This window comes from Microbulbifer maximicatervae (SeqCode) (assembly GCF_052468295.1).
Map to the genome: position 1 here is coordinate 5,138,442 of NZ_CP174340.1, position 24,059 is coordinate 5,162,500.

The window sequence follows — 24,059 nt, forward strand, 5'->3', positions numbered from 1 at the left end:
ATATCCGGGCTGTGGCCTGTTTACCTTGGGTTATTGGCTACAAAGGCGCCAAAAACTTTACTGAGTCACCCCAGTGCTCAAAGGGGAGTCCACAGCGTTCTCCAATTCCTGTAGTAAATCATCTTGAGAAAGTATTTGCGGCAGTATTTTTGCGTCGCCCCCATCGGCGGGATAGAGGAGATACAGCGGCACACTGGTACGCCCGTATTTGGCCAATAATTCACTGATTCGCGGGTCCTGGTTGGTCCAATCGCCTTTTAGCGCGACCACGTTGAGGCGCTCCAAAGCATCACTGACCTCAGTGCTCGACAGCACAGCTTTCTCATTCATCAGGCAGGTGATGCACCAGGCCGCCGTCATATTGGCCAGAACTGCACGCCCCTCACTGCGCGCAGTCTCCAGTCTCTCTGCCGAATAGGGCTCCCAGTAATCGCTGCTGGACAATTGTTCAGACTGATTGATGGTTTTCAGTTGCGGAAGTAGAAAAACCGCTAAGGCCAGGGAGGCCAGGGCCAGGGAACCGCGCAGCCAGTGCCATTGCGGACGCGGCCAAAGCCACAGGGCAAATGCAATGGCTACAGCACCAGCCAGTACCAGGGCAACTCCATCCCCCCCGGCTTGTCGGCCCAGAACCCACAGTAGCCATACCGCAGTGAGATACATCGGGAATGCCAACAACTGCTTTAGGCGATCCATCCAGGGGCCGGGTTTGGGCAGCTTTTCCGCCAGAGCGGGGATATAGGTCAACAACAGGAAGGGGGCCGCCATACCGGCGCCAAGGGCGGCAAAAACACTTAGCGCAATTAGCGCGGGCTGCGTAACAGCAAACCCCAGTGCGGAGCCCATCAGCGGCGCAGTACAGGGGCTGGCCACCAGGGTTGCCAGCGCGCCGGATGCCACAGAGCCCGACAACCCCTGACGTTTATTCAGGTTGCCGCCAATACCCATCAGGTTACTGCCGAGTTCGGTCATTCCGGACAGACTCAACCCCATGATAAAAAACAGGTAGGCGAGTGCTGCCACCAACCAGGGGGATTGAAGCTGGAAGCCCCAGCCGACAGCCTCTCCGCCGGCGCGAAGGGCGAGCATCACAGCGGCGATAGCCACAAAGCTCAAAACTACGCCCAGTGTATAAGCCCAGCCGTGGTGGTGCCTTTGGCTTGCATTTTGTGCCGCCTGGCTCACTGCCAGTAACTTAATCGACAGTACTGGGAAGACACAGGGCATCAGGTTCAGGATCAGGCCACCGGCAAATGCGAGAAACAGCGCCAGTGATAAGGTGACATTGCTACTGCCTGCGGCACCGCCAGCACTCGCTGGCGGAGTGGGCGCGCCTGTAATTAAGGCGCTGTCCTGCGGTTCTATATCCTGACTGGCAAAATCCACACTGTAGTATCGGGTCTGAGGTGGATAGCAAAGGCCAGCATCTGCGCAGCCTTGATAGTGGAGCTCCAGTTGGATGGAACCGCTGGTTTCAGGGATATCCAGGGCAAATTCGAGCTGGCCTCGGTAGACCTCAGTCTCTTTCTCGAAATAGTCGTCCCAAATGACTTCACCGGTTGGCAGGTTCAGGGGGATGGGAGTTTTTTCACCATTATCGACTCTGTACAGCGCCAGTTTTTCGCGATAGAGGTAGTACTCTGGGGCAATCTGGAAGAGTGCACTGAGGCCGTTGGCATCAAAGAGCAGATCTTGCTGATAAGCTTCATCGACCGGCAGGAAAGAGTTTTCCTGGGCGCTGCTCAGCGAGGCAAAAGGGTTATCGGAATTCTGCGCTGCAGCTCCAATGCTGGTTGTGGCCAGCAGGATTGTCAGCAGAACGAGGAAATTTTTTCGGAAACTTTTGGTCATCACAGCCATAGATGAAAAAATTCATTATAGTCGGGCGCATAGTTCAGACTGCTGCACCAGACGGGGGTTCAGTCGCCGCAGCAGTATAGCGACGCCAGTGGTACAAAAAAACAACAATAGGGGATTGTTTTGCCGTCATTTGAACGCCTTCACAGCCTTGGGGTTTTACTGCTACTGGCATTTTGCCTGGGGGCCTGCTCATCCAATAAGCCCGCACCTAAAACGGTTGTCCCTCCTCCCGCTCCTAAAAAGACGCCATCCCAAGACCAGGTTCGGCGCAACAATATTTCCTTTTTTTTGAGTCGTGCGGAACAGGCGCTACGCAAAGGGCATCTAACCCAGCCTGCCGGCGCCAGTGCCTACGACTATTACCTGCGTGTATTGCAACTGCAACCGGATAACAGCAAGGCAGAAACCGGTATTCAAACCATTGTGGTCACCTATGTTGAGCGGGCGCGGGACGCCCTGCGTCGCAGGGATTTTGGGGAGGTGAATACCCTGTTGAAACGGGCCGAGATGTTGGCCCCGGCCAATCCGCTGGTGGCTGAAGTGCGTACACAGTTGGTCCGCGAGCGGGGGAGAGCGCAGCTCGATTTACCGCAAGGGGAGGTGATAGGTCTGCCAGCCGGTGAACTTGCAGCAAGGTCTGCCGGGCTGGTGGAACAGTTGCAGCGAGTAGCGGGCAGGATTCGCAGTGAGGAGCTGCGCGTCATTATCGTAGCGCGCACTGATGCTGAGGGCCGTTGGGTTTATCAGCAACTGCGCGAGGCTGTACCCGGGTATCGGGTGCGTGGAGATATCAAAGTCGGGAATCCGGCGAAACTGATTCTGATTAAGCCCAGCGGAGGGGCACCATGAAAAAAGTATTGGCATTTGCCTTTTTAATCACCGCACTCCTTGTGTCTAAAGGCGCCTATTCCATAGGAATTACGGCGGAGGGGTATGCCCGGGAAACACCTCCCGGGCCTTCGATGAGCGCTGCCTTTGTGTCGCTGCACAATACTAGTGATTCGAGTCAGGTACTTACAGGTGTGGAGCTGCCGGGTGTTGAACAGGCTTCGGCAGACCTGCATACCACAATATCGGAGAACGGAATAAACCGGATGCGCCCGCTGGATCAGCTGACGATTGCCGCCGGGGCAAGTGTAGATATGGCTCCCGGTGGAGTTCACTTAATGATTAAAGGTCTGCGCTTGCAGGCGGGGGAAGAGTTGCCGTTGCGACTGCTTTTTGCCGATGGCAGCAGTGTAGATATTCTTGTGCCAATAGTTCGGATGAGTGATGAGGGGGAGCACCACCACCATCACCATGGCTGAATTGGCAGTTTTTTTGAAGTGAGGGGGAATTAAACATGAAGAAGTTATTGGTTTTTGCCGGTGCGCTGCTACTCAGCGCTTGTGCTCACAGCCCGCTGCAAATTTGGCTGCAGCCTCAGGTTCAGGTCGCTCCTGAAGCGATAGGCGAAGGCTTTAGTATGAGTGTGATGGGAGTTAATGAACTGCCCTCTGGCGGCTTGGGATCATTGGGGGGTGTTTATGCGGATACTGCTCAGGTAAGTATTGGCAATGACGCTGGTGAGGCTATTGCGGCGGGATTGCGTGAGGGTTTTTCAAATTGGTCATTCCGAATTACCGATAGCGCGCCGGAAGTTCAGGTGATCGCAAAATTGGTAAAACTCACCTACAACAGTCCAAATACGGTTTATACCACCGAGATTGACACCTCTGCTGAAATTCACTTGGAAGTGAAAATTGGTCCTCGCACTTATTTCGGCACTTACAGCGCTTCCGGCAAAGATCGGAACCTGGTTAAGCCCAGCCGTGAAGAAGTCCAAAGCCGTGTGAATGGACTGCTCAGCACAACTCTACAACGAGTATTTGAAGACGAGAAATTAAAAAATTTCTTGCGCAGCAATCTGTGAATGTGCAATTTATACATTTGTAGAAAAAACTCGGCTGGGAGGCTGGATAATTGAATAAAATCGGCGATCGTGGGCGATGATGTCGGTAACCTTTTTCGGTTATGGCCTGTCGCAAGGCACCTCCCCGCTACTGGGAAAGGTTTGCGCTTTGCTCTGTTGTGTTTTGAGTGAGTTTTCCCGTGACGCTGTTTAATCCAGAGGCGGCAAGTTACCTCGGCCCCCTCGCCCAGTTGGAAGAGGGGCTGCGCCCCTGTGAGCAGATCAGTTTACAGGCGGCGGAGGCGGCTCTCGGTGAAGTTGCCGATGGTGTCATTGTCACCGATGCTGCCGGCACGGTGGTTTACACCAACCCCCTGGTCAACGAAATGACTGGGGACCTGGTTGGACTGCTGCCCGGCCAGCCACTCAGCGAAGGTTTGCGCCTGTGCAATAACCGGGGCGATGCGATAGAGCCGATACTGCCGGCATCCAGTGACCTGGGTGAAGTACCTAGAACCAGAGAGTTTAATGCCTGTATTGAGCGCCCAGGGGAAGAGCATGTCCCGCTTGAAGTGACCGTGCAGGTAATGGCTCTTTGGGATATGGGGGTGCTAAAAAATTATGTTTTGGTGCTGCGGGATACCTCTGCCGCGCGCCGGGTTTCCACCCGCCTTATGTGGCAGAGCAGCCACGACGCCTTAACCCGACTGCCCAACCGACAATTCTTTGAGAGTGAGCTGCAAAGCCAACTCAGCCTCTGTATCGATAAACGCCAGCACCATGTATTGCTCTACCTGGATGTTTATCAATTCAAAGTTATTAACGACACCCTGGGCTTTGTTGCCGGGGACCAGTTGTTGGTTCAGTTGGTGGAGTTAATCAAGCGCTGCCTCTCCAGCGATGATCTATTTGCCCGAGTGGGCAGTGATGAGTTTGCGATACTACTGCGCGACTGCACCCTGGAAGAGGGTGGTCGTGTGGTGGCTCGGCTGCGCGACTCTGTACAGAACTTCAGTTTTTTCTGGGAGGGGAATGACAACCGGGTCGCGGTGTCGATTGGTGTTGTTGGTGTCGATCACTTTACCCCCAGTGCCAGTCAGTTACTGGCGTCGGCCAATGATGCCTGTTGCAGTGCCCGGGAGCAGGGCAGAAATCGCGTTAAGCTATTTGGCGACTCCCGCAAGGTATTAGAGAAGCGTCGCGAGACCACCTGGGTTGCGGAAATTCACGCGGCTTTGCGGGAAGACCGCCTGATGTTGTACCGGCAGCCAGTGGTTTCACTAAAGGGGGACCGCAATGTCCACCACTATGAAATCCTGGTGCGGATGCGCGGCCGTGATGGTGGAGTGATTTCACCGGGGCTGTTTTTGCCAGCCGCAGAGCGCTACGGCTTGATCGAGGAAGTGGACCGTTGGGTAATTCGCCGGGTCTTTGACTATATGGCCCAGGAGCAGCGCCTGGGGATGGGCGGAATTAATTATGCGGTCAATATTTCCGGCATCAGCCTGGGGGATGAGACCTTTGCTGATTTTGTGTTGCAGTCTCTGTCCGATGCCGGTGTAACGCCCTCGCGGGTTCAATTTGAAATTACAGAAACCAGCGCCATCAATAATCTTGAACGAGCCCTGATATTTATCCACAAGCTGAGAGCCGCCGGTTGCAGCTTTGCCCTGGATGACTTTGGTCGCGGTGTTTCCTCCCTGGCTTATCTGCGTCAGCTGCCGGTAGATTTTCTTAAAATCGACGGAAGCTTTGTGCGGAATATGCTTGAGGATGAAATTGATAGCGCAATGGTGAGCACTATTGATCACTTGGCGAAGAGAATGGGTATCAGCACTATCGCCGAGTATGTAGAGAGCCCGGAGTTAATGGAAAAGTTGAGCCAGATGGGAGTGGACTATGCCCAGGGGTTCGGTATTTCCGCAGCGACGGGGCTGCCGGAGCTGGATAGCTACCCGGGGATGCTCCACCATTCCAGAGGGCCCAAGCCTTAGGGCCCCCTGGAAATCATGTGTCTATAGATAACTGCTATTAGGCAATTGCTATTAAACAACCGGTGCGAGTAATTCGGAGTGCTGCTCGGCCTCTAGTCGCGGGCCGTATTGGCTCACTACCTGGGCGGCAGCGCGGCAAGCGAGTTCGCCGGCTTCGGTAAAACTCATTTCGCGGTTGATACCGTAGAGGAAAGCACCGGCAAACATATCGCCTGCGCCGTTGGTATCGATGGCGCGGACTTCGGGGCTCTCTATGCGGTGAACGTCGTTGCCGTCCCATAGCAATGCGCCATCGGCGCCCAGGGTAATCGCGAAACTGCGGCAGTAATCGCGCAGCGCTTCAACGGCGCCCTCCACAGAGTCGGTACCGGTAAAGCCCAGAGCCTCATCCCGGTTGCAGAACAGCATATCCACACCGCCGCCAATCATTTCCCGCAGCCCTTCGCCGAAGAACTGAACCATAGCCGGGTCAGACAGGCTGAGAGCGGTTTTAACTCCGTGGGCTTCGGCTTCTTCGCGAAGCTTGATCGCTGCGGCACGGCCCGTTTCAGAGGAAACTAGGTAGCCTTCGATATAGGCCCACTTGGAGGCGGACAGTGCATCGCTATCCAGCTCAGCGACTGAGAGCTGTTCACTCATTCCCAGATAGGTGTTCATACTGCGTTCGGCATCCGGGGTGATAAGCACCAGGCATTTGCCGGTAGTGCCCTCATCAGCTTGCTTCAGTGTTTCGGGGTAGTCGACCCCGGCGCTGTTAAGGTTGTTTCTGTAGAAATCACCATTCTCGTCAGCGGCAACTTTGCACGAATAGAAGGTGCGGAGACCGAAATAGCTGGCAGCAATGACCGTATTGGCACCGGAGCCGCCGCAGGCCAATTTGGCAGTGACCATATGGTTTTGAAGGTCGTCTACCAGCTGTTGCTGACGGGCGTCATCTACCAGGGTCATGATTCCCTTTTCCACGCCAAGGCTGCTCAAATCCTGGTCCGACACTTCGATTTCTGTATCGAGTAGGGCGGCACCTATGCCGTAGAGATCGTATTGCTGCATATCATTCCTATTCGGGCTTATTGTCTACATTTCCGCCGCATTATGGACGTGATTTTGCCAAGTGCAAGGCATTGGGGAGGGCTGGCGACAGCAAACCCTTACATAGGCGCTTGTTACATCTTGGTGAACTTATAGGCGGTTGCTGCGGTCAATCCTCGCACAGATGTAAATAGCACCTTCACGTAAACGGCCAGGTAATAGATACTGCCAAGCCTGGATTTTAGCCCGCTAATTGAGTGGGCCCGCCAGTGCTGAAGGCACTGGCAGCAAGATACCAGCGGAGCTGCCACCTGCTGGTACCCTGCCTTCGACTCTTCGATTGGGGCTGGTTAGGTCTCATGAGTCGCTTGATGTACTGAGTTGGCAGCGGGACTGAATCCTCATATGGCATCAACGAAACGCCGGCGCGTCAGAGCGTCAAAGCCCAAACGACGATATCGCTGGCTCAAGCTGCTAGTGCTTTTAGCCCTGGTGGGCTCCCTGGCGCTGGCAGCGTATATGGCTTACCTGGATGTGCAACTGCGCGAGCGACTGGATAGCCGTCAATACCAACTCCCCGCCCGAGTCTACGCTCGCCCGCTGGTGCTGCGCGAGGGTATGGCAATGCATCCGGATGAGTTGGAGTCCGAATTTACTGCCTTGAATTACCGCAAGCAGGGCACTCTGAGTGAGCCCGGCTCCTGGGTTCAGGACGGAATGAATTACAAGGTCTGGCGCCGGGACTTTATCCATGCCAATGGCCGCCAGCCTGCTGCAGTGGTCTCCTTCCGTCTGCGCAATGATCAAATTAGCGGCCTGCGTGATGACAATGGCCGAAGCTTGGCAGAATTCCGCCTGGACGCAGCTAATATCGGTTCTCTACTAGGGGGAGGCGATGACCGCAATCCAGTGCGTTTCGATGATATTCCTCCCTTGGTAGCCAATACCCTGATTGCTGTTGAGGACCAGGACTTCCTCAATCACTTTGGTGTTTCCCCTCGCGGTATTGCCCGGGCCATGGTGGCCAACGCAAAAGCCGGACGATTGGTACAGGGTGGCTCCACAATTACTCAGCAGTTGGTCAAAAATATCTTTTTTGACCATAAGCCCAGCCTGAGGCGTAAATTCAACGAGGCCCTGATGGCCATCCTGATGGAGGTGCACTACGACAAGCGCTATATCCTGCAGGAATACATCAACGAAGTATGGTTGGGTCAGCAGGGTGCCAGAGGTATTTATGGCTTTGGGTTGGCCTCTGAATTCTATTTCCAGCAGCCCCTGGACACCTTGGAACCCCATCAGGTAGCGCTGTTGGTGGGGCTGGCGAAAGGTGCGTCTTACTACAATCCTTGGCGCAACCCTGAGAGAGCACTGCAAAGGCGCAATACCGTGCTGGAATTGATGCTGGAGCAGGGGCTGATTACCCAGGAGGAGTTCCAGAAGTATTCCGCCAAGCCTCTGGGGGTGGTCAAGGGTGGTGTCGGTGCACAGAATCCTTACCCGGCCTTTACTGAGCGGCTGTTGATTGAATTGCGTCCCTACTACTCCTATGAGGAATTGCGCACTTCGGGTTTACGGGTTTACACCACCTTGGCCCCTTCGGTGCAGAAGTTGGCGGAGGAGTCCATCAGTCAGGGCGTTAGCCAGCTGGAGAAAGACCGAGGGATCAAAGCCAATTCACTCCAGGCCGCGACAGTATTGTTGGATAATCGCAACGGCAATGTGCTGGCCATGGTGGGAGATCGGAACCCGGACTACCCAGGCTTCAACCGGGCGCTGGAAGCCCGCCGCCAGGTGGGCTCCCTGATTAAGCCGGCTGTGTTTCTCACTGCCCTAGAGCGACCGGAAGAGTACAACCTGGCCACCCTGATCGATGATGCCCCGGTGAGAATTGAAGAGGCGGATGGCGATGTATGGATGCCGCAGAACTTCGATAAGCGTGCTCATGGACAGATACCGCTTTATATCGCTCTGGCCAAGTCCTATAACCTGGCGACGGCCCATTTGGGATTGGATCTCGGCCTGCAGAATGTGCGCCAGACGATTCGCCGCCTGGGTGTTGAATCCAGGCTCCCCCGAGTGCCGGCGATGTTGCTTGGTGCTGTGGAGATGACCCCGTTCGAAGTTGCCGGTATGTACCAGACCATTGCGAACAATGGTGAGACAGTACAGCCGCGCACACTGCTGGCGGTTTCCGATGCCCAGGGCGGCCGCGTACAACACTTCCGCCGCAAGGCTAATCGCGGTGTCGACCCCGTTCCAGCTTACCTGTTGCGCTGGGGGCTGGAGCAGGCCATGCGTGAGGGTACCGGACGCCGCTCCGCCAAGCGCTTGCCAAGTAGCATCGCCTTTGCCGGGAAAACCGGAACCACCAACAATAACCGCGATAGTTGGTTTGCGGGCTTCTCCCCGGAAGTAACCGCCGTAGTCTGGCTCGGGCGCGACGACAATGAGCGCACACGCTTAACTGGCTCCACCGGCGCACTGCCGATCTGGACAGAGATTATGCGCAAGCTGCCCCATCAACACGGACCTGCAGAGATGCCCCGAGGAGTGGAGCTTAAGTCAGTGAACTCCCGGGGGCAGTTTATGGACCCGGATTACTGTCGCGGTGGTTATGAGATTCCTTTCTCCTACGAAAGCCAGCTGCAACCGGCGCCGGAATGTCGGGGGCAGAATCGCTGGCGCTGGTTCCGCAATCTATTTGGCAATGGTCGCGACGAAGCGGCTCCCAGAGAGGAGATGAGTCCCGGTTGGGGGGTGGATACCAGTGAGCAGCAGATGCGCGATCAGCGCCGCCAACAATTGCAGGAGCAACTTCGAGGTGACGATGCGGAAGAGTTTGGTGTAGATCCCGAGTATGGCTCCGATTATGAAGAGGAGCCCCTGGAGCTGCCAAGAGATAATACTTTTGGCGGGAGGGCTCACAGCGTACCGGTAGAGGAAGCCCAGCCGGTGGGGCCTGACCTGGAAGATCAGTGGCCCTAGGGAAGGTAGCGCGCGATTGAATCGCGCGCTTTATCGCCGGCTATCAGTCTTGCAGCAACTGTGCGGCTTCTTCGGCGAAATAGGTGAGGATGCCGTCGGCACCGGCGCGCTTAAAGGCCAGTAAGGACTCCAGAATAACCGCCTCTCGCTTCAGCCAGCCATTTTCAAAGGCGGCGCAGTGCATCGCATACTCCCCACTTACCTGATAGGCGAAAGTGGGAACCCGCAATTCTTCTTTTACCCGACGCACTATATCCAGGTAGGGCATACCGGGTTTCACCATCACCATATCCGCGCCCTCTTCCAGATCCAGGGCGCACTCGTGCAATGCCTCATCGGTATTGGCGGGGTCCATTTGGTAGCTCGCTTTATTGCCACCTTTCAAGTTCCCGGCAGAGCCCACTGCATCGCGGAAAGGGCCGTAGTAAGCGGAGGCATATTTAGCGGCGTAGGACATAATCAGGGTATTGCTGTGGCCCGCGCCTTCGAGAGCATCGCGAATGGCTCCGATACGGCCATCCATCATATCCGAGGGGGCCACCATATCGGCACCGGCTGCAGCGTGTGACAGGGCCTGCTGTACCAATACCTCAACGGTTTCGTCGTTGACGATATAACCGCTGTGGTCCATCAGCCCGTCCTGGCCGTGGCTGGTAAAGGGGTCCAGGGCTACATCGGTGATAACTCCCAATTCCGGTACCGCATTTTTCAGCTCGCGAACAGCCCTTTGTGCCAAGCCATCGGCGTCGTGGGCGGCACTGGCGCAATCGGACTTTGCCGACGGGTCGACTACTGGAAACAGGGCTATGGCGGGGATTCCCAACTCTCGAACTGTCTTCGCTTTCTTGGCCAACAAGTCCACGCTCAGGCGTTCAACACCCGGCATTGAGGCTACTTTTTGGGTTTCGTTACGCCCCTCAATAACAAACAGTGGCAGGATCAAGTCGTCACTGCTCAACTGGGTTTCCCGCACCAGTCGACGGGAAAAATCCTTTGCACGCAGGCGACGCAGGCGAGTGTTGGGGTAGGCACCACGGCCGAAACTTTGGCTCATCGGGAAATTACTCCGGCTATCCATAGGGCCGCAGAAACCCCGCAGCCGCAATTGGCAGCCATCATATCAAATTGCCGCAGTGGGTGATTTTCGATTGCTGAGGGAAAGCGGTTTAAAAATGGGGCTGATGTAAGTGCCTTACCAATAGTTTGCCGGCGGCTTCTATATGTTTTGCCAGCAGTGCGGCGGCTTGGTCCCCGTTTCCCTCTTGGAGTGCATTGAGTATTGCAAAGTGCTCGTCCTGACTGGTGTCCTGGTAATTCAGACCGTGGGATTGGTAACCGATATAGCGCTCACATTGCCGGTGCAGTTGCTCGACGGTACTAAATAGCGTGGGTCTTGCAGCTGCCCGGTAAATACAGGCATGGAACTCCCAATTCATTTTTCCGATCTGTTCGGCGGAGAGTTCAGGTTTGGCTTGCATGGATTCCAGAATATCTCTGGCCCGCCCCAGAATCTCTCCATTAAGGCTTTCCAGTGCCAGGGATTGCAGTAGCGGTTCCAAGCGCATGCGCATCAGGTAGAGGTCTTCCACTTCAATAGGGTCAAACTGCGGCACTGCGACGCCGCGTTTTCCGTGTCCGGTTAACCAGCCCTCATTTTTCAATCTTTGTAGAGCGTCCCTAACCGGAATACGGCTTACGGCGTAAAGCTTTGCCAGTTCGGCTTGCTTTAGCACCTGGCCGGCGGCGAAGCGCCCATGCTGCAAGTCCGACTTAATTTTTTCGTAGAGGCCCATCGATGTTTATTAATTCCTGCGCTTGAAAAACCAGTAACACACCAGCCCTCCCAGCAGCCCCCAAAAGGCAGAGCTAATGCCAAAGAGGCTGATACCGGAAGCACTGATCAGAAAAGTGATAATTCCGGCTTCGCGACTGTCGGCCTCGGCTGTTGCTCCAGCCAGGCTGCTACCAATGACGCCAATCAGTGCCAAGCCGGCGAGGCCAGCAATCAGTGCCTGGGGAAAGGCACTGAATAATGCCACAACGCTAGCGCCGCAGAGGCCCACCAGCAGATAAAAAATACCGGCGGCAATGCCGGCGGTATAGCGTTTGTCGGGGTTGGGATGGGCTTCCGGGCCGGTGCAAATAGCAGCGGTAATAGCCGCCAGATTAAATGCAAAGCCACCAAACGGTGTCAGCAATAAAGAGGTGAGGCCGGTGCCACTAATAACAGGAGATATAGGCACTCTACTGTAGCCACTGGCGGCCAGGGTTGCCGCTCCGGGCAGGTTCTGAGAGGTCATAGTGACGATAAAAAGAGGAAGGCCAATGCCAATTAAAGTGGAGAGGCGGAATTCTGGCGTTACCCAAACAGGGTGTGCCGCTTGCCAGCCGATCTGGGCCGATGCAATGAGTTGCAACTTCCAGCAAGTCACCACTCCAGCCGCTAGTACCAAAATAATGGCATAGCGAGGCGCCCAACGGCGCCCGACTAGATAGGTCAGTAACATGATGCCGACCAATAGCGGTTGTGCCTGCAGAGAAGTAAATACTGAGAGACCAAATTGCAGCAGTATGCCTGCGAGCATAGCGCTGGCAATCGGTGCCGGCACCATTCGCGCTACCCGCTCAAAGGCTCCGGACAAGCCCACGAGAAGAGTTAACAGGGCGCTAAACGCAAAAGCACCAATCGCCTCTGCAATGGGGATGCCACTTAAACTGGTGGCCAAAAGTGCAGCACCTGGAGTCGACCAGGCAGTGATTACCGGGGCGCGGTAATACCAAGAGAAGGCAATACAGGTAATGCCCATTCCCAGGCCCAGGGCGCCAATCCAGGAGGTGATCATTGCTTCACTTGCGCCAGCTGCACGCGCGGCTTCAAAGACTATGGCGGCGGAACTGGCTACTCCCACCAGCACGGCGACAAAGCCTGCGCTGATGGCGGACAAGCTGGTATCTGAAAACGTTGAGCTTTTCAAAATGTATACCTTTTATATTTTGTATACATTTTTAGCTGTTAGCTTTTTTCAGCGCAATAACTTTGCGGTGAAGCGACTGGGGCTTTATTGGAGGGGGTAAAGTAAAACGTGTATAGAAGCAGCACCCGCAGGCTGCGGGTGCTGGAGAGAGGCGGGCAATTAGCCGAGGCGGGCGAAGACGCGTTCAGCGGCAGTGATTGTGGCCTCAATATCCTCATCGGTATGAGCTGCGGACATAAACCCTGCCTCATAGGAGGCCGGTGCCAGGTAGACACCTTCTTCCAGCATGCCGTGGAAGAAACGGTTAAAGCGCTCGTTATCGCAGGCCATTACCTGTTGATAGTTAGTTACTTTAGGTTCTTCGGTGAAGAAGAATCCGAACATGGTGCCGGCCTTATTGGCGGTGATTGGGATACCTGCGGCTTTACCAGCCGCCAGGATGCCCTCCACCAAACGGTCAGTTTTGGCAATTAAAGGCTCGTAGAAGGCGGGTTCTTCCACCAAACGCAGGGTTTCCAAGCCCGCGACCATAGCTACAGGGTTACCGGACAGGGTGCCCGCCTGGTAAACCGGACCCAAGGGTGCGATTTGTTCCATGATCTCGCGTTTACCGCCAAAGGCGCCAACGGGCATACCGCCGCCGATGACTTTGCCGAGGGTGGTGATATCCGCTTCGATACCGTAGAAGCCCTGGGCCCCGGTCAAGCTCACCCGGAAGCCGGTCATCACCTCATCGAGAACCAATAGGGCACCGTGTTGGTCGCAAACTTCGCGCAGGGTTTCCAGGAAGCCGGGTACCGGCGGAATGCAGTTCATATTGCCGGCAACAGGCTCGACGATGATACAGGCGATTTGATCGCCCAGCTCTTCGAAGCAGCTGCGCACACTATCAGCATCGTTGTAGCTCAAGGTGATGGTGTGATCTGCCAGGGCGACGGGAACGCCGGGAGAAGAGGGTACACCCATGGTCAGGGCCCCGGAGCCGGCCTTAACCAGCAGGGAGTCGGAGTGGCCGTGGTAGCAGCCCTCGAACTTCACAATCTTGTCGCGCCCGGTAAATCCACGGGCCAGGCGAATCGCGCTCATGGTGGCTTCGGTACCGGAATTGACGAAGCGCACCAGGTCCATGTTCGGCCACAGGCGGCAGAGTTCTTCGGCCAGTTCGGTTTCCAGTTCGGTTGGTGCACCGAAGCTCAGTCCCGATTGGGCCTGTTCCACCACGGCTTCAATGACTTCCGGGTGTGCGTGGCCCAGCACCATGGGGCCCCAGGACTGTACGTAGTCGATGTAGCGTTTCTCGTCTGCATCGTAGAGGTAGGCGCCCTCGGCACGGCGGATAAACACCGGGGTACCGCCGACTGCGCGAAAAGCCCGTACCGGAGAGTTAACGCCGCCGGGAATATACTGCTGTGCTTCTGCGAAAAGCTGCTCGGATTTACTCATAAACTTAATTCAGGTTCTGCATAAAGGGCCTGGGGAGCATTATCGCGGGGGTGGCGCCTGAGGACAATGTGTAGATTGGCGACGACCGGTCACAGACTGTGTAGACAGAAGATCTCACCGCCACGGGAACGGTGAGGCTGATCGGGGCAGGGGCGAAATTTGTGTCAGCAGCTCCAGGTTTAGCGTTCGCACCAGAACAGCCGGTTGGGGATCGGTCTTCCCATGCCCAGGCGCCGGCTGTCTTTGATCGCACTCCAGGCGTACTGCTGACTGCGGGTAACCGCTTCGATAATGGTCAGCCCGTGGGCGATATGGCAGGCAATGGCAGTAGCGAGGGTGCCGCAGACGCCATAGGCCGCTGGCTGCAAGCGCTCCCACTTGAACTCCCGCATCAGGCCGCGCTCATCGTAGAGCCGATTCTGTAGTTGTTGCTCGTGGGGCACGCCAGTTAGCAACAGGTAGCGACATCCGGATTCGAGGATTTCCTGGGCCATGGCGTCGAGGACATCGGCTTCAACTGCCATGGCGCGAGCTTCCCTGCGGTTGGGGCACACCATGGTCGCCTTGGGCAACAACAGCGACACCATAGCCTCCCACAAAGGTGGGGCGAGCACGCTCTCTTTGTCGGCCAGTGTGGCATCGGGGTCGATAACGACGGGAATATCCGGGTAGTCGTGGAGTACGCTGTGAAGCGCGCGCACATTCTCCACGGAGCCCAGGTAGCCGACCTTGATCGCGGCGATCGGCATGTCTTCCAAAACGGCCCGGGTTTGTTCAATTAGCAGGCTGTCGTCGACTGGGGCGACACCCAGCAATTCACCGGTATTACACACGCTGATGGCGGTAACTGCCGAGGCCGCATGGCAGCCGAGACTGACCGCTGTCTCAGTATCTGCGGCAATTCCGGCGCTGCCGCTGGGGTCGTGGTGAGTAACGGTCAGAATAACGGGCTGAGGTGTATCCATAAGTGCTCTACATGACGGCCATTAGCTGTGCGCCTAATTCTAGTTGCTGAGCGCCTTTGACAAGGAATGAATACGCGCCAAATTAAAATGGCTTTACGACAACCAAAATGACGATGGCGACAAGTGCAACTGCTGGGAACTCATTAAATATTAGGAAGTAGCGGCGGCTGCGGGTAACGGTTCCCCGGGCAAACTTGCGAACATAGGCGCCACAGATATGGTGATAGCCTAGGAGGAGAACAACAAAAGTCAGTTTTGCGTGCATCCAGCCGGCGGAGGTGTAGTAGGCCGGGTTCAAGCTGTAGAGCCAGATGCCCAGGGCAACGGTAGCCAGCATGGAAGGAATGGCAATACCGCGATAAAGACGGCGTTCCATAATACAGAAACGGTCGCGGCTAACGGCATCAGTGGCATCGACATGGTAGACAAACAGTCGTGGCAGATAAAAAAGTGCGGCAAACCAGCACACCATCGCAATAATGTGAAAAGCCTTGATCCACAGCATTGAAAGTCCCCTTAAAAGAAACGGGAAGAAAAATTACTTCCGGTAAAAGTTGTTAATTTGTAGCGGCAGAATAATGCCCGCCGTGCGATTGTCCAGCGAACCGCTTTTATGACGGCAGACATATAGGCCATCCGCGCCACTTCTCTCCAGCTTTTGCGAGGCCTCCAGCATTGTCGCTCGCCAGCTTAGGGACGCCAGCTGTTTGCGTTCTCCGGGTAGTCTCAATAAATCGATCATTTCTCCCGGGTCTAGTAATTTATCTGATGCGGAGGAAGCCTGTTTTTCGCTCTCGGCTGCCTCTTTCGCACCACCGCGAAGAAAAGTTGCCAAGTCTGCTGCACGCAGTAGTTGCGGTGCCGGCTCCTTGGGTAAATCGATAAGAATCCACTCGGGATGTTGATTAATTAATTCTGTTGCTGCAGCGCGGGTAATTTCCCTAGGGGTCACAACAAAGCTCTGATTCATTTCGCTGGCAACTCCGACACTGCTCAGCATTTGCTGTCGCCAACTTGGCATTCCCGCTTTATTCAGGGCTCGCAGCGTTTCGTGATAGAGACCGATAGTGGAAAAGAGTTGGCGGCTTACTAGTGTGGCCACCACGATCATCATCATTCCAGGGAATAAAATATGTGGGTTATAGGTAAGTTCCAAGATAGCGAGTAGCGCAGCTAGAGGCGCATTGAGCATCGCAGCCATCATTGCCGCCATACCCACCATGGCATAAAAGCCAGGGCTCGCGGTGTGCTCACCCAGCCACAAGTTAGCCAGGCCACCGGCAATACCACCGATACAGGCACCGATAATCAGGCTGGGGCCTATTACCCCACCGGGAATTCCGAGCCCTGCCCCCAAAGCGGTTGCAACTAATTTCGCGGCGACAATAGCAATGAGTGTCGCTACCCCCAACTCTCCCAGCATTGCCATCTGCAAAGTGTCATATCCACCGCCCAGGATTTCCGGTACCCAGATACCCAAGGTGCCAGTAACAAGGCCAACCAAGAGAAATCGAAGAAGTGGGGAGTAACGCTGCTGGGGAATTAAAATACGCTGGGAGCGGATAAATAATCCGGCGAGAACCCCAATAACCAGTGCGCACACAAAAAGTAGTGGCAGCTCGGCAAGGGAATTGAGTTGAATCGCGGGTACATTAAAGTCCGGTTGGCTACCGAAAGTCAGCTGGGTGATGGCGCTACCGGCAACAGCCGCGAGAATTATCGGTAAAAAACCTGCCACAGTATATTCCAGCATCACGACTTCCATCGCGAATACCACGCCCGCCAGCGGGGTATTAAAGGAGGCCGCAATTGCTGCGGCTACACCACACCCCAGTAGGTTGCGACCGGAATTATTGGGGAGCTTCAGCGCCCTAGCTAACCAGCTGCCACTGGCGGCTCCCAAGTGTACAGCTGGGCCTTCCCGCCCCACCGAGTGGCCGCTAATTAAAATTATTGCGCCGGCAAAAAACTGTAGCAGGGCATTTTGCATTGGCATTTGCCCCTGGTGATTGTAGAGCCGGTCCAGGACATGGACCACTCCCACCTGGCGGCGTCTGGGATTTAGAAATAAATAGATACATCCCACTACCAGAGAGCCGATGACTGGCAATGCGAAGCGCCAGAAAGGGGGAAGGGATTCGTAATTTTGTGGGATTGATAAAAACAGCGTGGTCGGCCACTCCATCGCCAGCCGAAAAAGTACAGTTACCCCTCCAGCCAGGATGCCGGTGATCAGGGCCATCCCCAGCAAAGGCGCCAGCGCGTCTTTGGAGGAAAGCTGTAAGCGTATATTTTCGAGGCTGCCAGGCCTAACTAAATAACGCGAAAATGACTTTTTTAGCGAGTTCCTTGGGGGCTGTGACACCGCACATCCTTAAAATGCTGGGGCTTGTGGTAGAGTGCCTGTCTGGTTTTACGATTATCGTCTCAGTTGGCGGATATACCGGAGATTTTAGCAAGGTGATAAAAGTAGCGATTGTCGGGGGCACCGGCTATACAGGGGTGGAATTACTTCGGCTTCTCTCAACACATCCACAAGCGGAAGTTACCGCAATCACCTCCCGTTCGTTGAATGGTACCCCGGTTGCCGAGCTTTTCCCTAGCCTGAGAGGGCACTCGCAGCTGTCTTTCTGTAGCCCCGATCTCGAACAGCTGGCGGATTGTGACGTTGTATTCTTCGCTACACCTCATGGCGTTGCCCAGGCCCAGGTACCGGCACTTATTGAGCGCGGAGTTCGAGTGATCGATTTGTCCGCCGATTTCCGTTTGAAAGATATACCTACCTGGGAGCAGTGGTACGGTCAGGCCCACGCCGCTCCGGAATTAGCTCAAAGTGCTGTTTATGGTTTGCCAGAAGTTAATCGGGAACAGATTGCCAATGCGCAGTTGATAGCCTGCCCGGGCTGTTATCCCACCGCGATTCAATTGGGATGGATACCGCTTTTGGAAAAGGGCCTGGTAGAACCTGGTGAGCTGATCGCCAGTGCGGCCAGTGGTATCAGTGGTGCGGGGCGACAGGGTAAGACCGACTTGATTATGGCTGAGAATAGCGACAACTTCCGCGCATATTCTGCCGCCGGGCACCGTCATTTACCCGAGATTGAACAGGGGCTTCGTCGAGTGCAGGCCACTGAATCCTCTCCCGCGCAGGTGACTTTTGTACCGCATTTACTTCCCATGATTCGCGGTATCCACGCTACTTTATTTGCCCGGTCAGCGGGGAAAGTTGATGCGGATGAGCTTCAACAGATCTTTGAAAACCGCTATAAAAATGAGCCTTTTGTAGATGTGATGCCGGCGGGCAGCCACCCTCAGACTCGTACGGTAAGAGGGACCAATATGTGCCGCATCTCGGTATTGCAACCCCAGGAGCGGGATACGGTACTGGTATTATCGGCCATTGATAACCTGGCCAAAGGCGCGTCCGCCCAGGCAATCCAGAATATGAATATTATGTTTGGCTTAACTGAGACGTTGGGCCTGGATAGCCCGGCACTGCTGCCTTAGAATCGGGTGTTTCCCGACAATCGATAAATCCCGGATAAGACTTAGCAGATTTCATGGTGCTCAAAGTTAAAGGCAGCAAGCAGTACCGCATGAAAGTGGTGCCTCATAAACCCTTCTCTGGTGTCATTGCCGTAGTGGGGGTCGTTTTTTTGGTATTAGTGACCTCGGCCGGGTCCTATTTTGCCGGACAGTATCAGCTGCGCCAGAGCCTCGATCGCAAGACACTGGAGCATACTCAAGTACTCGATAGTGTCACCGCGCTCCAGAGTGAGAATGAATCCCTGCGAATGAGGGTTGCCACTGCAGAGCAGTCGCTGACTATCGGTGAGCAGGCGAGTGAGTCGGTACGTGCGGAACTGGTGCAAAAAGAGAGCCAGATCGCAGAGCTAAAGCAGGAAATTTCTTTCTATCGCGGCGTCATGGCCCCTGAAGATGGGGGTGAGGGGGTGTCCATTGGACGCTTTATCCTCTCGCAGACCGGCGATCCAAAAAGTTACCAGTACAAGTTACAGATCAAACAGTCCGCAGCGCGTCGGGATGTTGTAAAAGGCACGGCCACATTTACCGTAGTGGGCCGTCAGGATGGGGAACCGAAGAGTTACCCTCTGAAGGAACTGTCGGAGCAGGTGGATAGTGAGTCGATTCAGCTGCGTTTTAAATATTTTCAGAATATCGAGGGAGAGCTGCGCTTGCCGGAGGGATTTGTGCCCGAAGGTGTGGAGTTGTCACTTAAATCTTCTGGGCGCAAGGGCTTTAATATTGAGCAGCGCTACGGTTGGTTAGTACAGGAAAGTTAGCATAGGTGCCAAAGGCACGAGGTTTTGGGGATTATGTTAAGAAAAAAAGAGAAACAGATAACTATGGCCAATACCGGTAGTAACCACACGACTTTGATCGCTCGTCAGACTGAGATCAGCGGTGATATCCACTTCCGTGGCAACCTGGTCATCGAAGGTAAGGTGCGTGGCAATGTTACCGCTCACAGTGATAGTGATGCGCGCCTGCAAATTGTGGATGGCGGCATCATTGAGGGTGAAATTCGTGTGCCTCAGGTAGTGATCAATGGCAATGTGAAAGGGGATGTGTTTGCTGCGCGCCACCTGGAACTGGCTTCCAAGGCCATGGTAGAAGGCAATGTACACTATAAGCTGATCGAGATGCTGAAAGGTGCCCAGGTAAACGGTGCCCTGGTATCCAGTGCCGACCTGAGTAGCGCGGGTGAGCCCCATATGCTCGGCTATTCCGAAGATGAAACTGTCATTGAACCCTCTTAAGTCCGGGTAGTATTGGCTGGCGCTGGTACTTTGTTGTACCGGCCCACCTGCCGGTTAATACTTGACTGAATTGCTGGGTTTAAGCAAGATGACGCCCCCGGGGCTGCACTCGTTATAACTTTTATACGAGCGGTGAATGTCCCGATGAGTTGAGAGAGACTTATGTCAGAAGCTGTATCCTTTTCTCCCGCGCCACTCGTGGTCACAGACAAGGCTGTGGCCAAGGTAAAAAGCCTGTTGGAAGAGGAGGGCAACCCGGAGTTGAAACTCAGGGTTTTCGTGACCGGAGGCGGCTGTTCCGGTTTCCAATACGGTTTTACCTTTGATGAATTGGTTGCCGAAGATGATGCCATCATAGAAAAGGATGGCATTCAGGTCTTGGTGGATGCGATGAGCTACCCCTACCTGGTTGGCGCCAATGTTGATTACGAAGAAGGCCTTTCGGGGTCACGCTTCGTAGTACAAAATCCCAATGCGTCCGCTACCTGTGGCTGCGGTTCCTCTTTCTCTATTTGAGAAATCCTAACCCGCCCTATTGATCAGGGCGGGTAAATAGCCCCTAGCACCGCCTCTTTCTGCGCGCCAGTCACTCCCGGGCAATTACCGGGCAGCCCTCTCAATGTCTGGCGGGCCAGCCAAGCAAATCCAACGGCTTCGAGCCAGTCTGCGTCAATACCGTAACTGCCCGTGTCAGTAATAGACCAGGTGGGCAAGCGGCGCTGTAATCGTGTAACCAAGTCCTTATTTTTTGCCCCGCCCCCGCAAGTGAGCAACTCGCCGCCTTCGGCAAAATTATGCACGGCATCGGCGATACTGGCTGCGGTCACTTCAGACAGGGTCGCCTGCACATCTACCGGCGCCACTTCCAAACCGGCGCAGGCCTGTTCGAGCCAGCTGGGGTTAAAAGTTTCACGGCCAGTACTCTTGGGTGGCTCGGCGGAGAAATAGGGATCTGAAAGCAGGCGGTTGAGAAGTTCAGCATTGGCACGACCGCTCGCGGCCCAGTCTCCATTTCTATCGTAGGGCTGGTTTTTGTGTAGGTTCACCCAGTAGTCGAGCAATGCATTACCTGGACCTGTGTCATAGCCGTAAACCTGGTCATCTGCCGTCAGCTCAGTGATATTGGCCATCCCCCCAATATTGACCACAGCACGGCTTCCATCAGTTTTGAAGGCGGCCTGGTGAAACGCCGGCATTAAAGGCGCTCCTTGACCACCGAGAGCGATATCCCGGCGACGGAAATCCGCAACGGTGCAGATGCCCGTCAGTGCTGAGATGGTGTTGGGGTCACCGAGTTGCAAAGTAAAAGGAGAAGTCACTGTGCCTGGGGGGCGGTGGCGTACGGTTTGGCCGTGACTGCCAATGGCGGTAACAGACTGACCCTCAACACCGGCTCGGGCTAGCAGGGTATTGGTGGCCTCGGCAAAAACCTGTCCCAGTTGCCGGTCTAACTGTCCGGCGCGATCCAACTCTGAAGGGCCAGGGGCGCAGAGGCTGAGAATAGCTTCGCGGAGGCCGCTGTGAATCGGGTGGGCTAGCGCAGCCAGGATGCGGGTGTTAATTTTTTCTTCATCGCCAAAATCGACCAGCACCGCGTCAATGGAGTCAACGCTGGTGCCGGACATCAGGCCGATAAACAGATCGGGCATATTCGTTGGCGCTTGTTAGGGGCTTTCTTCATCCAGTTGAGCCAGAGCCGGCCCCTGGAAGTTTTCTAGTTTCGCCAGAAGTGGCTGGGTCTGGTTTTTAAAACGGATCATCTCAGAAGTCGGTACCGACTTTGCCTTGGGCAATTTGCGCACAATGGTGGCGGGGTTGCGGTGTCTGCCATCCACCAGGAATTCGTAGTGCAAGTGCGGGCCAGTGGCATAACCGGTAGACCCCACAGTGCCAATAACCTGGCGCTGCTTAACGCGCTGGCCCTTTTTGACTTTGCGCTTGGTCAGGTGGAGATAGCGGGTTACATACCGTTCGCCGTGCTGGATAAATACGTAGTTGCCGTTGGGTTTGCTATAGCCGGACGCGATAACCCGACCATCGCCAGTAGAGTAAACGGGGGTGCCTCTTGGAGCGGCATAGTCGGTGCCATTATGAGGTCGGCGTGACTTGAATACAGGGTGCAGGCGGCTCGGGTTGAAGTGAGAGCTGATGCGGACTATGTCCAGCGGTGTGCGGATAAATGCCTTGCGCATACTTTTGCCTTCAGGCGTGTAGTAATTGGCATCACCACTGTTATCCACATAGCGTACAGCGCTAAAAGTTCTTCCCTGGTTGGTAAAACTGACCGCCAAGATAGGACCGTTGCCAATTTTCTCCCCATCCAGGAACAACTCTTCGAACATCACACTAAAGTTGTCGCCCTTGCGAATATCTAGGGCAAAGTCGATATCGGAGCTGAATACATCCGCCATCTCCATTATCAGGCTGTCACTCAGCCCAGCATCGCTACCGGCCAGGAATAGGGAGCTATCGATCTGGGCCTGTCGGTAAGCCGGGTGGCTGTCGGGCTCACGAGTTATCAGTGCGTGTTCAAACTTATCTGCATTTGTGCGGGTAAACTCAATTTGATTGAGTCGGTCCCGCTGCAATTTAAGGGACTGCAGCTGGCCATCATTATTTGTTTGAAAGGTCAGCTCTTCACCCGGAGTTAGACGTGCCAGCTGTTTTGCCTCTTTGCCGCTACCCAGAAGCTGGTACATCTCTTTGGCGCTGATTTTTGCACGTTGAAATAGGTCTGACAGAGTATCCCCGTTACGTACTTCAAGACTCAACGACTTGACTGCCTCAACACTGACGTTAAGCAGTGGGGTCTCCGCCGGCGTATAAGTGAGTGCAGGTTTGGCTTCAGTGCTGTCGCCGCTTGTGACCTCTGAAAGTTTGACGGGTAGCGATGTACGTTTGGAGGAAATCTCCGGTGAAGGAATCAGAACGGCCAGCATAAGGACAAAGGCTGCGATGCCAGCGGTCAGCGCATGAACGCGGGGAAAATGCTTGGGTAAGCCGCCAATACGGAGGCCTGTACTCGATTTACGATGGTTTTGCATGGCGTTAGCGGATGGTACTGGCGGTCGTTGTTATTTGCGCTTGAAAAACTGAGTGTCTAAAAAACAGGCATTGGAGGGGCTTTATAGCAAAAAAGCCGCCTTGGTTCACGAGATAATTGACACGTCTTTGCACGGTTTGGTTCCTCATGAATTTTGTTTTTAGTGCGGGTACTGGGCTGCTGCAGCTTGTATTTGCCGCAAACTTCGGTAATGTTGCAGCGCATTTTGCCGCCGCTTGGTGGCGCTAATTTCAAGCCTATATATGAGGGGAAAGCATGGCTGGGGTCGACATGACACTGCTTGAAGACTTGGACCGTCGCGGATTAATTAATCAAGCGACTGGTGACGGCGAACTGACGCAGCATTTGTCGGAGAGTCGAACCCTGTATTGCGGTTTTGATCCCACTGCAGACTCCCTTCATATAGGCAGTCTAGTACCGTTGCTGACCTTGAAGAGGTTTCAGGCGGCAGGGCATAAACCAATTGCACTGGTTGGCGGTGCCACGGGGCTGATTGGTGACCCTTCTTTTAAGGCTCAGGAGCGCAGTTTGAATACCCCCGATATTGTTGCGGGTTGGGTAGACAAGCTGAAAAGCCAGGTTTCCCAATTTATCAATTTCGATTGTGGGGAAAATAGTGCCATTGTCGCCAATAACCTTGACTGGACTCGCGACCTCAATGTGCTCGATTTCCTGCGCGATGTCGGCAAGCATTTCTCTGTTAACAATATGGTTAACAAAGAGTCCGTTAAGCAGCGTATCCAGCGTGAAGGTGAAGGTATTTCCTTTACTGAGTTTTCCTACATGTTGCTCCAATCGATGGACTTTTCCGAGCTGTATAAGCTGCACGATTGCACCTTGCAGATTGGTGGTTCCGACCAGTGGGGCAATATTACCGGTGGTGTCGACCTGACCCGCCGCCAGCATCGCGGTAAGGTATTCGGTCTGACATTGCCTCTGGTGACCAAGGCGGATGGCACCAAGTTTGGTAAAACTGAGAGCGGCACTATTTGGCTGGACCCGAAACGTACAAGCCCTTATGCCTTTTACCAGTTCTGGCTAAATACTGCTGATGCGGACGTTTATAAGT

At 54.7% G+C, this 24,059-nt stretch carries 21 protein-coding genes (1 of these 21 only partly in view); 10 read left to right on the forward strand and 11 right to left on the reverse strand.

Translation table 11 applies throughout. The features are described 5' to 3' along the window. Positions 1-57: 57 nt before the first annotated feature. On the reverse strand, positions 58-1,860 hold the full coding sequence (locus ACJJIQ_RS22685) for a protein-disulfide reductase DsbD family protein (RefSeq protein WP_445363108.1): 1,803 nt from the start codon (positions 1,858-1,860) through the stop codon (positions 58-60). Between the two features lie 120 nt (positions 1,861-1,980). Between ACJJIQ_RS22685 and ACJJIQ_RS22690 the strand changes: the two genes are divergently transcribed. The 4 genes from ACJJIQ_RS22690 (at position 1,981) to ACJJIQ_RS22705 (ending at position 5,745) form a co-directional block, all read left to right on the forward strand. After that, entirely contained in the window at positions 1,981-2,709 is a 729-nt protein-coding gene (locus ACJJIQ_RS22690; protein WP_445363109.1) for an N-acetylglucosaminyltransferase, read from the forward strand. Further along, positions 2,706-3,167 (forward strand): copper chaperone PCu(A)C, encoded by a 462-nt coding sequence (locus ACJJIQ_RS22695; protein WP_445363110.1) that lies wholly within the window; start codon positions 2,706-2,708, stop codon positions 3,165-3,167. The genes ACJJIQ_RS22690 and ACJJIQ_RS22695 overlap by 4 nt, the downstream gene beginning before the upstream one ends. A gap of 35 nt (positions 3,168-3,202) precedes the next feature. Further along, positions 3,203-3,772, forward strand: a complete 570-nt coding sequence (locus ACJJIQ_RS22700) for a YajG family lipoprotein (protein WP_444914843.1) — start codon at positions 3,203-3,205, stop codon at positions 3,770-3,772. A gap of 179 nt (positions 3,773-3,951) precedes the next feature. Next, entirely contained in the window at positions 3,952-5,745 is a 1,794-nt protein-coding gene (locus ACJJIQ_RS22705; protein WP_444959263.1) for a putative bifunctional diguanylate cyclase/phosphodiesterase, read from the forward strand. A 51-nt stretch (positions 5,746-5,796) separates the two neighbouring features. Here ACJJIQ_RS22705 and ACJJIQ_RS22710 read toward each other — a convergent pair whose 3' ends face one another. Beyond that, positions 5,797-6,795 carry an adenosine kinase gene (locus tag ACJJIQ_RS22710; protein ID WP_413664263.1) on the reverse strand — a complete coding sequence of 333 codons (999 nt, stop codon included), beginning with the start codon at positions 6,793-6,795 and terminating at the stop codon, positions 5,797-5,799. Positions 6,796-7,179: 384 nt separating this feature from the next. Between ACJJIQ_RS22710 and mrcB the strand changes: the two genes are divergently transcribed. Further along, the gene (gene mrcB / locus ACJJIQ_RS22715) at positions 7,180-9,762 is read left to right on the forward strand and encodes a penicillin-binding protein 1B (protein WP_445363111.1); all 2,583 of its coding nucleotides are present in this window, start codon (positions 7,180-7,182) and stop codon (positions 9,760-9,762) included. 43 nt (positions 9,763-9,805) lie between these two features. Here mrcB and hemB read toward each other — a convergent pair whose 3' ends face one another. From hemB to ACJJIQ_RS22750, 7 genes are all read right to left on the reverse strand, one after another. Further along, positions 9,806-10,816 (reverse strand): porphobilinogen synthase, encoded by a 1,011-nt coding sequence (hemB, locus tag ACJJIQ_RS22720; RefSeq protein WP_444940104.1) that lies wholly within the window; start codon positions 10,814-10,816, stop codon positions 9,806-9,808. A gap of 112 nt (positions 10,817-10,928) precedes the next feature. After that, a complete protein-coding gene (locus ACJJIQ_RS22725; protein WP_444934802.1) occupies positions 10,929-11,555 on the reverse strand; it encodes a GntR family transcriptional regulator in 627 nt (208 codons plus the stop codon). A gap of 9 nt (positions 11,556-11,564) precedes the next feature. After that, positions 11,565-12,737, reverse strand: coding sequence for a benzoate/H(+) symporter BenE family transporter (locus ACJJIQ_RS22730; protein WP_444906496.1), 1,173 nt, complete (start codon positions 12,735-12,737; stop codon positions 11,565-11,567). Between the two features lie 159 nt (positions 12,738-12,896). Next, on the reverse strand, positions 12,897-14,180 hold the full coding sequence (hemL, locus tag ACJJIQ_RS22735; protein ID WP_445363112.1) for a glutamate-1-semialdehyde 2,1-aminomutase: 1,284 nt from the start codon (positions 14,178-14,180) through the stop codon (positions 12,897-12,899). A 179-nt stretch (positions 14,181-14,359) separates the two neighbouring features. Further along, complete coding sequence (gene thiD, locus ACJJIQ_RS22740) at positions 14,360-15,145, reverse strand: bifunctional hydroxymethylpyrimidine kinase/phosphomethylpyrimidine kinase (RefSeq protein WP_282934421.1); 786 nt, start codon at positions 15,143-15,145, stop codon at positions 14,360-14,362. Between the two features lie 82 nt (positions 15,146-15,227). Then, entirely contained in the window at positions 15,228-15,650 is a 423-nt protein-coding gene (hemJ, locus tag ACJJIQ_RS22745) for a protoporphyrinogen oxidase HemJ (protein ID WP_282934420.1), read from the reverse strand. 33 nt (positions 15,651-15,683) lie between these two features. After that, on the reverse strand, positions 15,684-17,510 hold the full coding sequence (locus tag ACJJIQ_RS22750; RefSeq protein WP_413664270.1) for a chloride channel protein: 1,827 nt from the start codon (positions 17,508-17,510) through the stop codon (positions 15,684-15,686). A gap of 95 nt (positions 17,511-17,605) precedes the next feature. On the opposite strand from ACJJIQ_RS22750, the gene argC reads away from it, so the two are divergent. The 4 genes from argC (at position 17,606) to erpA (ending at position 20,442) form a co-directional block, all read left to right on the forward strand. After that, positions 17,606-18,652, forward strand: coding sequence for an N-acetyl-gamma-glutamyl-phosphate reductase (gene argC, locus ACJJIQ_RS22755; RefSeq protein WP_444913416.1), 1,047 nt, complete (start codon positions 17,606-17,608; stop codon positions 18,650-18,652). A gap of 53 nt (positions 18,653-18,705) precedes the next feature. Next, the gene (locus ACJJIQ_RS22760) at positions 18,706-19,449 is read left to right on the forward strand and encodes a DUF6776 family protein (RefSeq protein WP_445363113.1); all 744 of its coding nucleotides are present in this window, start codon (positions 18,706-18,708) and stop codon (positions 19,447-19,449) included. 33 nt (positions 19,450-19,482) lie between these two features. Further along, complete coding sequence (locus ACJJIQ_RS22765; RefSeq protein WP_445363114.1) at positions 19,483-19,926, forward strand: bactofilin family protein; 444 nt, start codon at positions 19,483-19,485, stop codon at positions 19,924-19,926. 162 nt (positions 19,927-20,088) lie between these two features. After that, on the forward strand, positions 20,089-20,442 hold the full coding sequence (gene erpA / locus ACJJIQ_RS22770; protein WP_108731633.1) for an iron-sulfur cluster insertion protein ErpA: 354 nt from the start codon (positions 20,089-20,091) through the stop codon (positions 20,440-20,442). Between the two features lie 23 nt (positions 20,443-20,465). Here erpA and ACJJIQ_RS22775 read toward each other — a convergent pair whose 3' ends face one another. Beyond that, positions 20,466-21,575, reverse strand: a complete 1,110-nt coding sequence (locus ACJJIQ_RS22775) for an anhydro-N-acetylmuramic acid kinase (RefSeq protein ID WP_445363115.1) — start codon at positions 21,573-21,575, stop codon at positions 20,466-20,468. Positions 21,576-21,590: 15 nt separating this feature from the next. Further along, a complete protein-coding gene (locus ACJJIQ_RS22780; protein ID WP_444892708.1) occupies positions 21,591-22,970 on the reverse strand; it encodes an OapA family protein in 1,380 nt (459 codons plus the stop codon). Between the two features lie 275 nt (positions 22,971-23,245). Here ACJJIQ_RS22780 and tyrS point away from each other — a divergent pair, with 275 nt between their 5' ends. Further along, positions 23,246-24,059 carry the 5' portion of a tyrosine--tRNA ligase gene (tyrS, locus tag ACJJIQ_RS22785; RefSeq protein ID WP_445363116.1) on the forward strand. The gene runs 491 nt beyond the window's last position, so 814 of the gene's 1,305 nt are visible here — the first part of the coding sequence; it begins with the start codon at positions 23,246-23,248; its stop codon lies off the right edge, out of view.

Bases quoted from the DNA above. Each gene is read 5' to 3' on its own strand.
- ACJJIQ_RS22685 (WP_445363108.1), bottom strand. From the start codon at position 1,860: ATGGCTGTGATGACCAAAAGTTTCCGAAAAAATTTCCTCGTTCTGCTG.
- ACJJIQ_RS22695 (WP_445363110.1), top strand. From the start codon at position 2,706: ATGAAAAAAGTATTGGCATTTGCCTTTTTAATCACCGCACTCCTTGTG.
- ACJJIQ_RS22700 (WP_444914843.1), top strand. From the start codon at position 3,203: ATGAAGAAGTTATTGGTTTTTGCCGGTGCGCTGCTACTCAGCGCTTGT.
- ACJJIQ_RS22710 (WP_413664263.1), bottom strand. From the start codon at position 6,795: ATGCAGCAATACGATCTCTACGGCATAGGTGCCGCCCTACTCGATACA.
- mrcB (WP_445363111.1), top strand. From the start codon at position 7,180: ATGGCATCAACGAAACGCCGGCGCGTCAGAGCGTCAAAGCCCAAACGA.
- hemB (WP_444940104.1), bottom strand. From the start codon at position 10,816: ATGAGCCAAAGTTTCGGCCGTGGTGCCTACCCCAACACTCGCCTGCGT.
- ACJJIQ_RS22725 (WP_444934802.1), bottom strand. From the start codon at position 11,555: ATGGGCCTCTACGAAAAAATTAAGTCGGACTTGCAGCATGGGCGCTTC.
- hemL (WP_445363112.1), bottom strand. From the start codon at position 14,180: ATGAGTAAATCCGAGCAGCTTTTCGCAGAAGCACAGCAGTATATTCCC.
- thiD (WP_282934421.1), bottom strand. From the start codon at position 15,145: ATGGATACACCTCAGCCCGTTATTCTGACCGTTACTCACCACGACCCC.
- hemJ (WP_282934420.1), bottom strand. From the start codon at position 15,650: ATGCTGTGGATCAAGGCTTTTCACATTATTGCGATGGTGTGCTGGTTT.
- ACJJIQ_RS22760 (WP_445363113.1), top strand. From the start codon at position 18,706: ATGGTGCTCAAAGTTAAAGGCAGCAAGCAGTACCGCATGAAAGTGGTG.
- ACJJIQ_RS22765 (WP_445363114.1), top strand. From the start codon at position 19,483: ATGTTAAGAAAAAAAGAGAAACAGATAACTATGGCCAATACCGGTAGT.
- erpA (WP_108731633.1), top strand. From the start codon at position 20,089: ATGTCAGAAGCTGTATCCTTTTCTCCCGCGCCACTCGTGGTCACAGAC.
- ACJJIQ_RS22775 (WP_445363115.1), bottom strand. From the start codon at position 21,575: ATGCCCGATCTGTTTATCGGCCTGATGTCCGGCACCAGCGTTGACTCC.
- ACJJIQ_RS22780 (WP_444892708.1), bottom strand. From the start codon at position 22,970: ATGCAAAACCATCGTAAATCGAGTACAGGCCTCCGTATTGGCGGCTTA.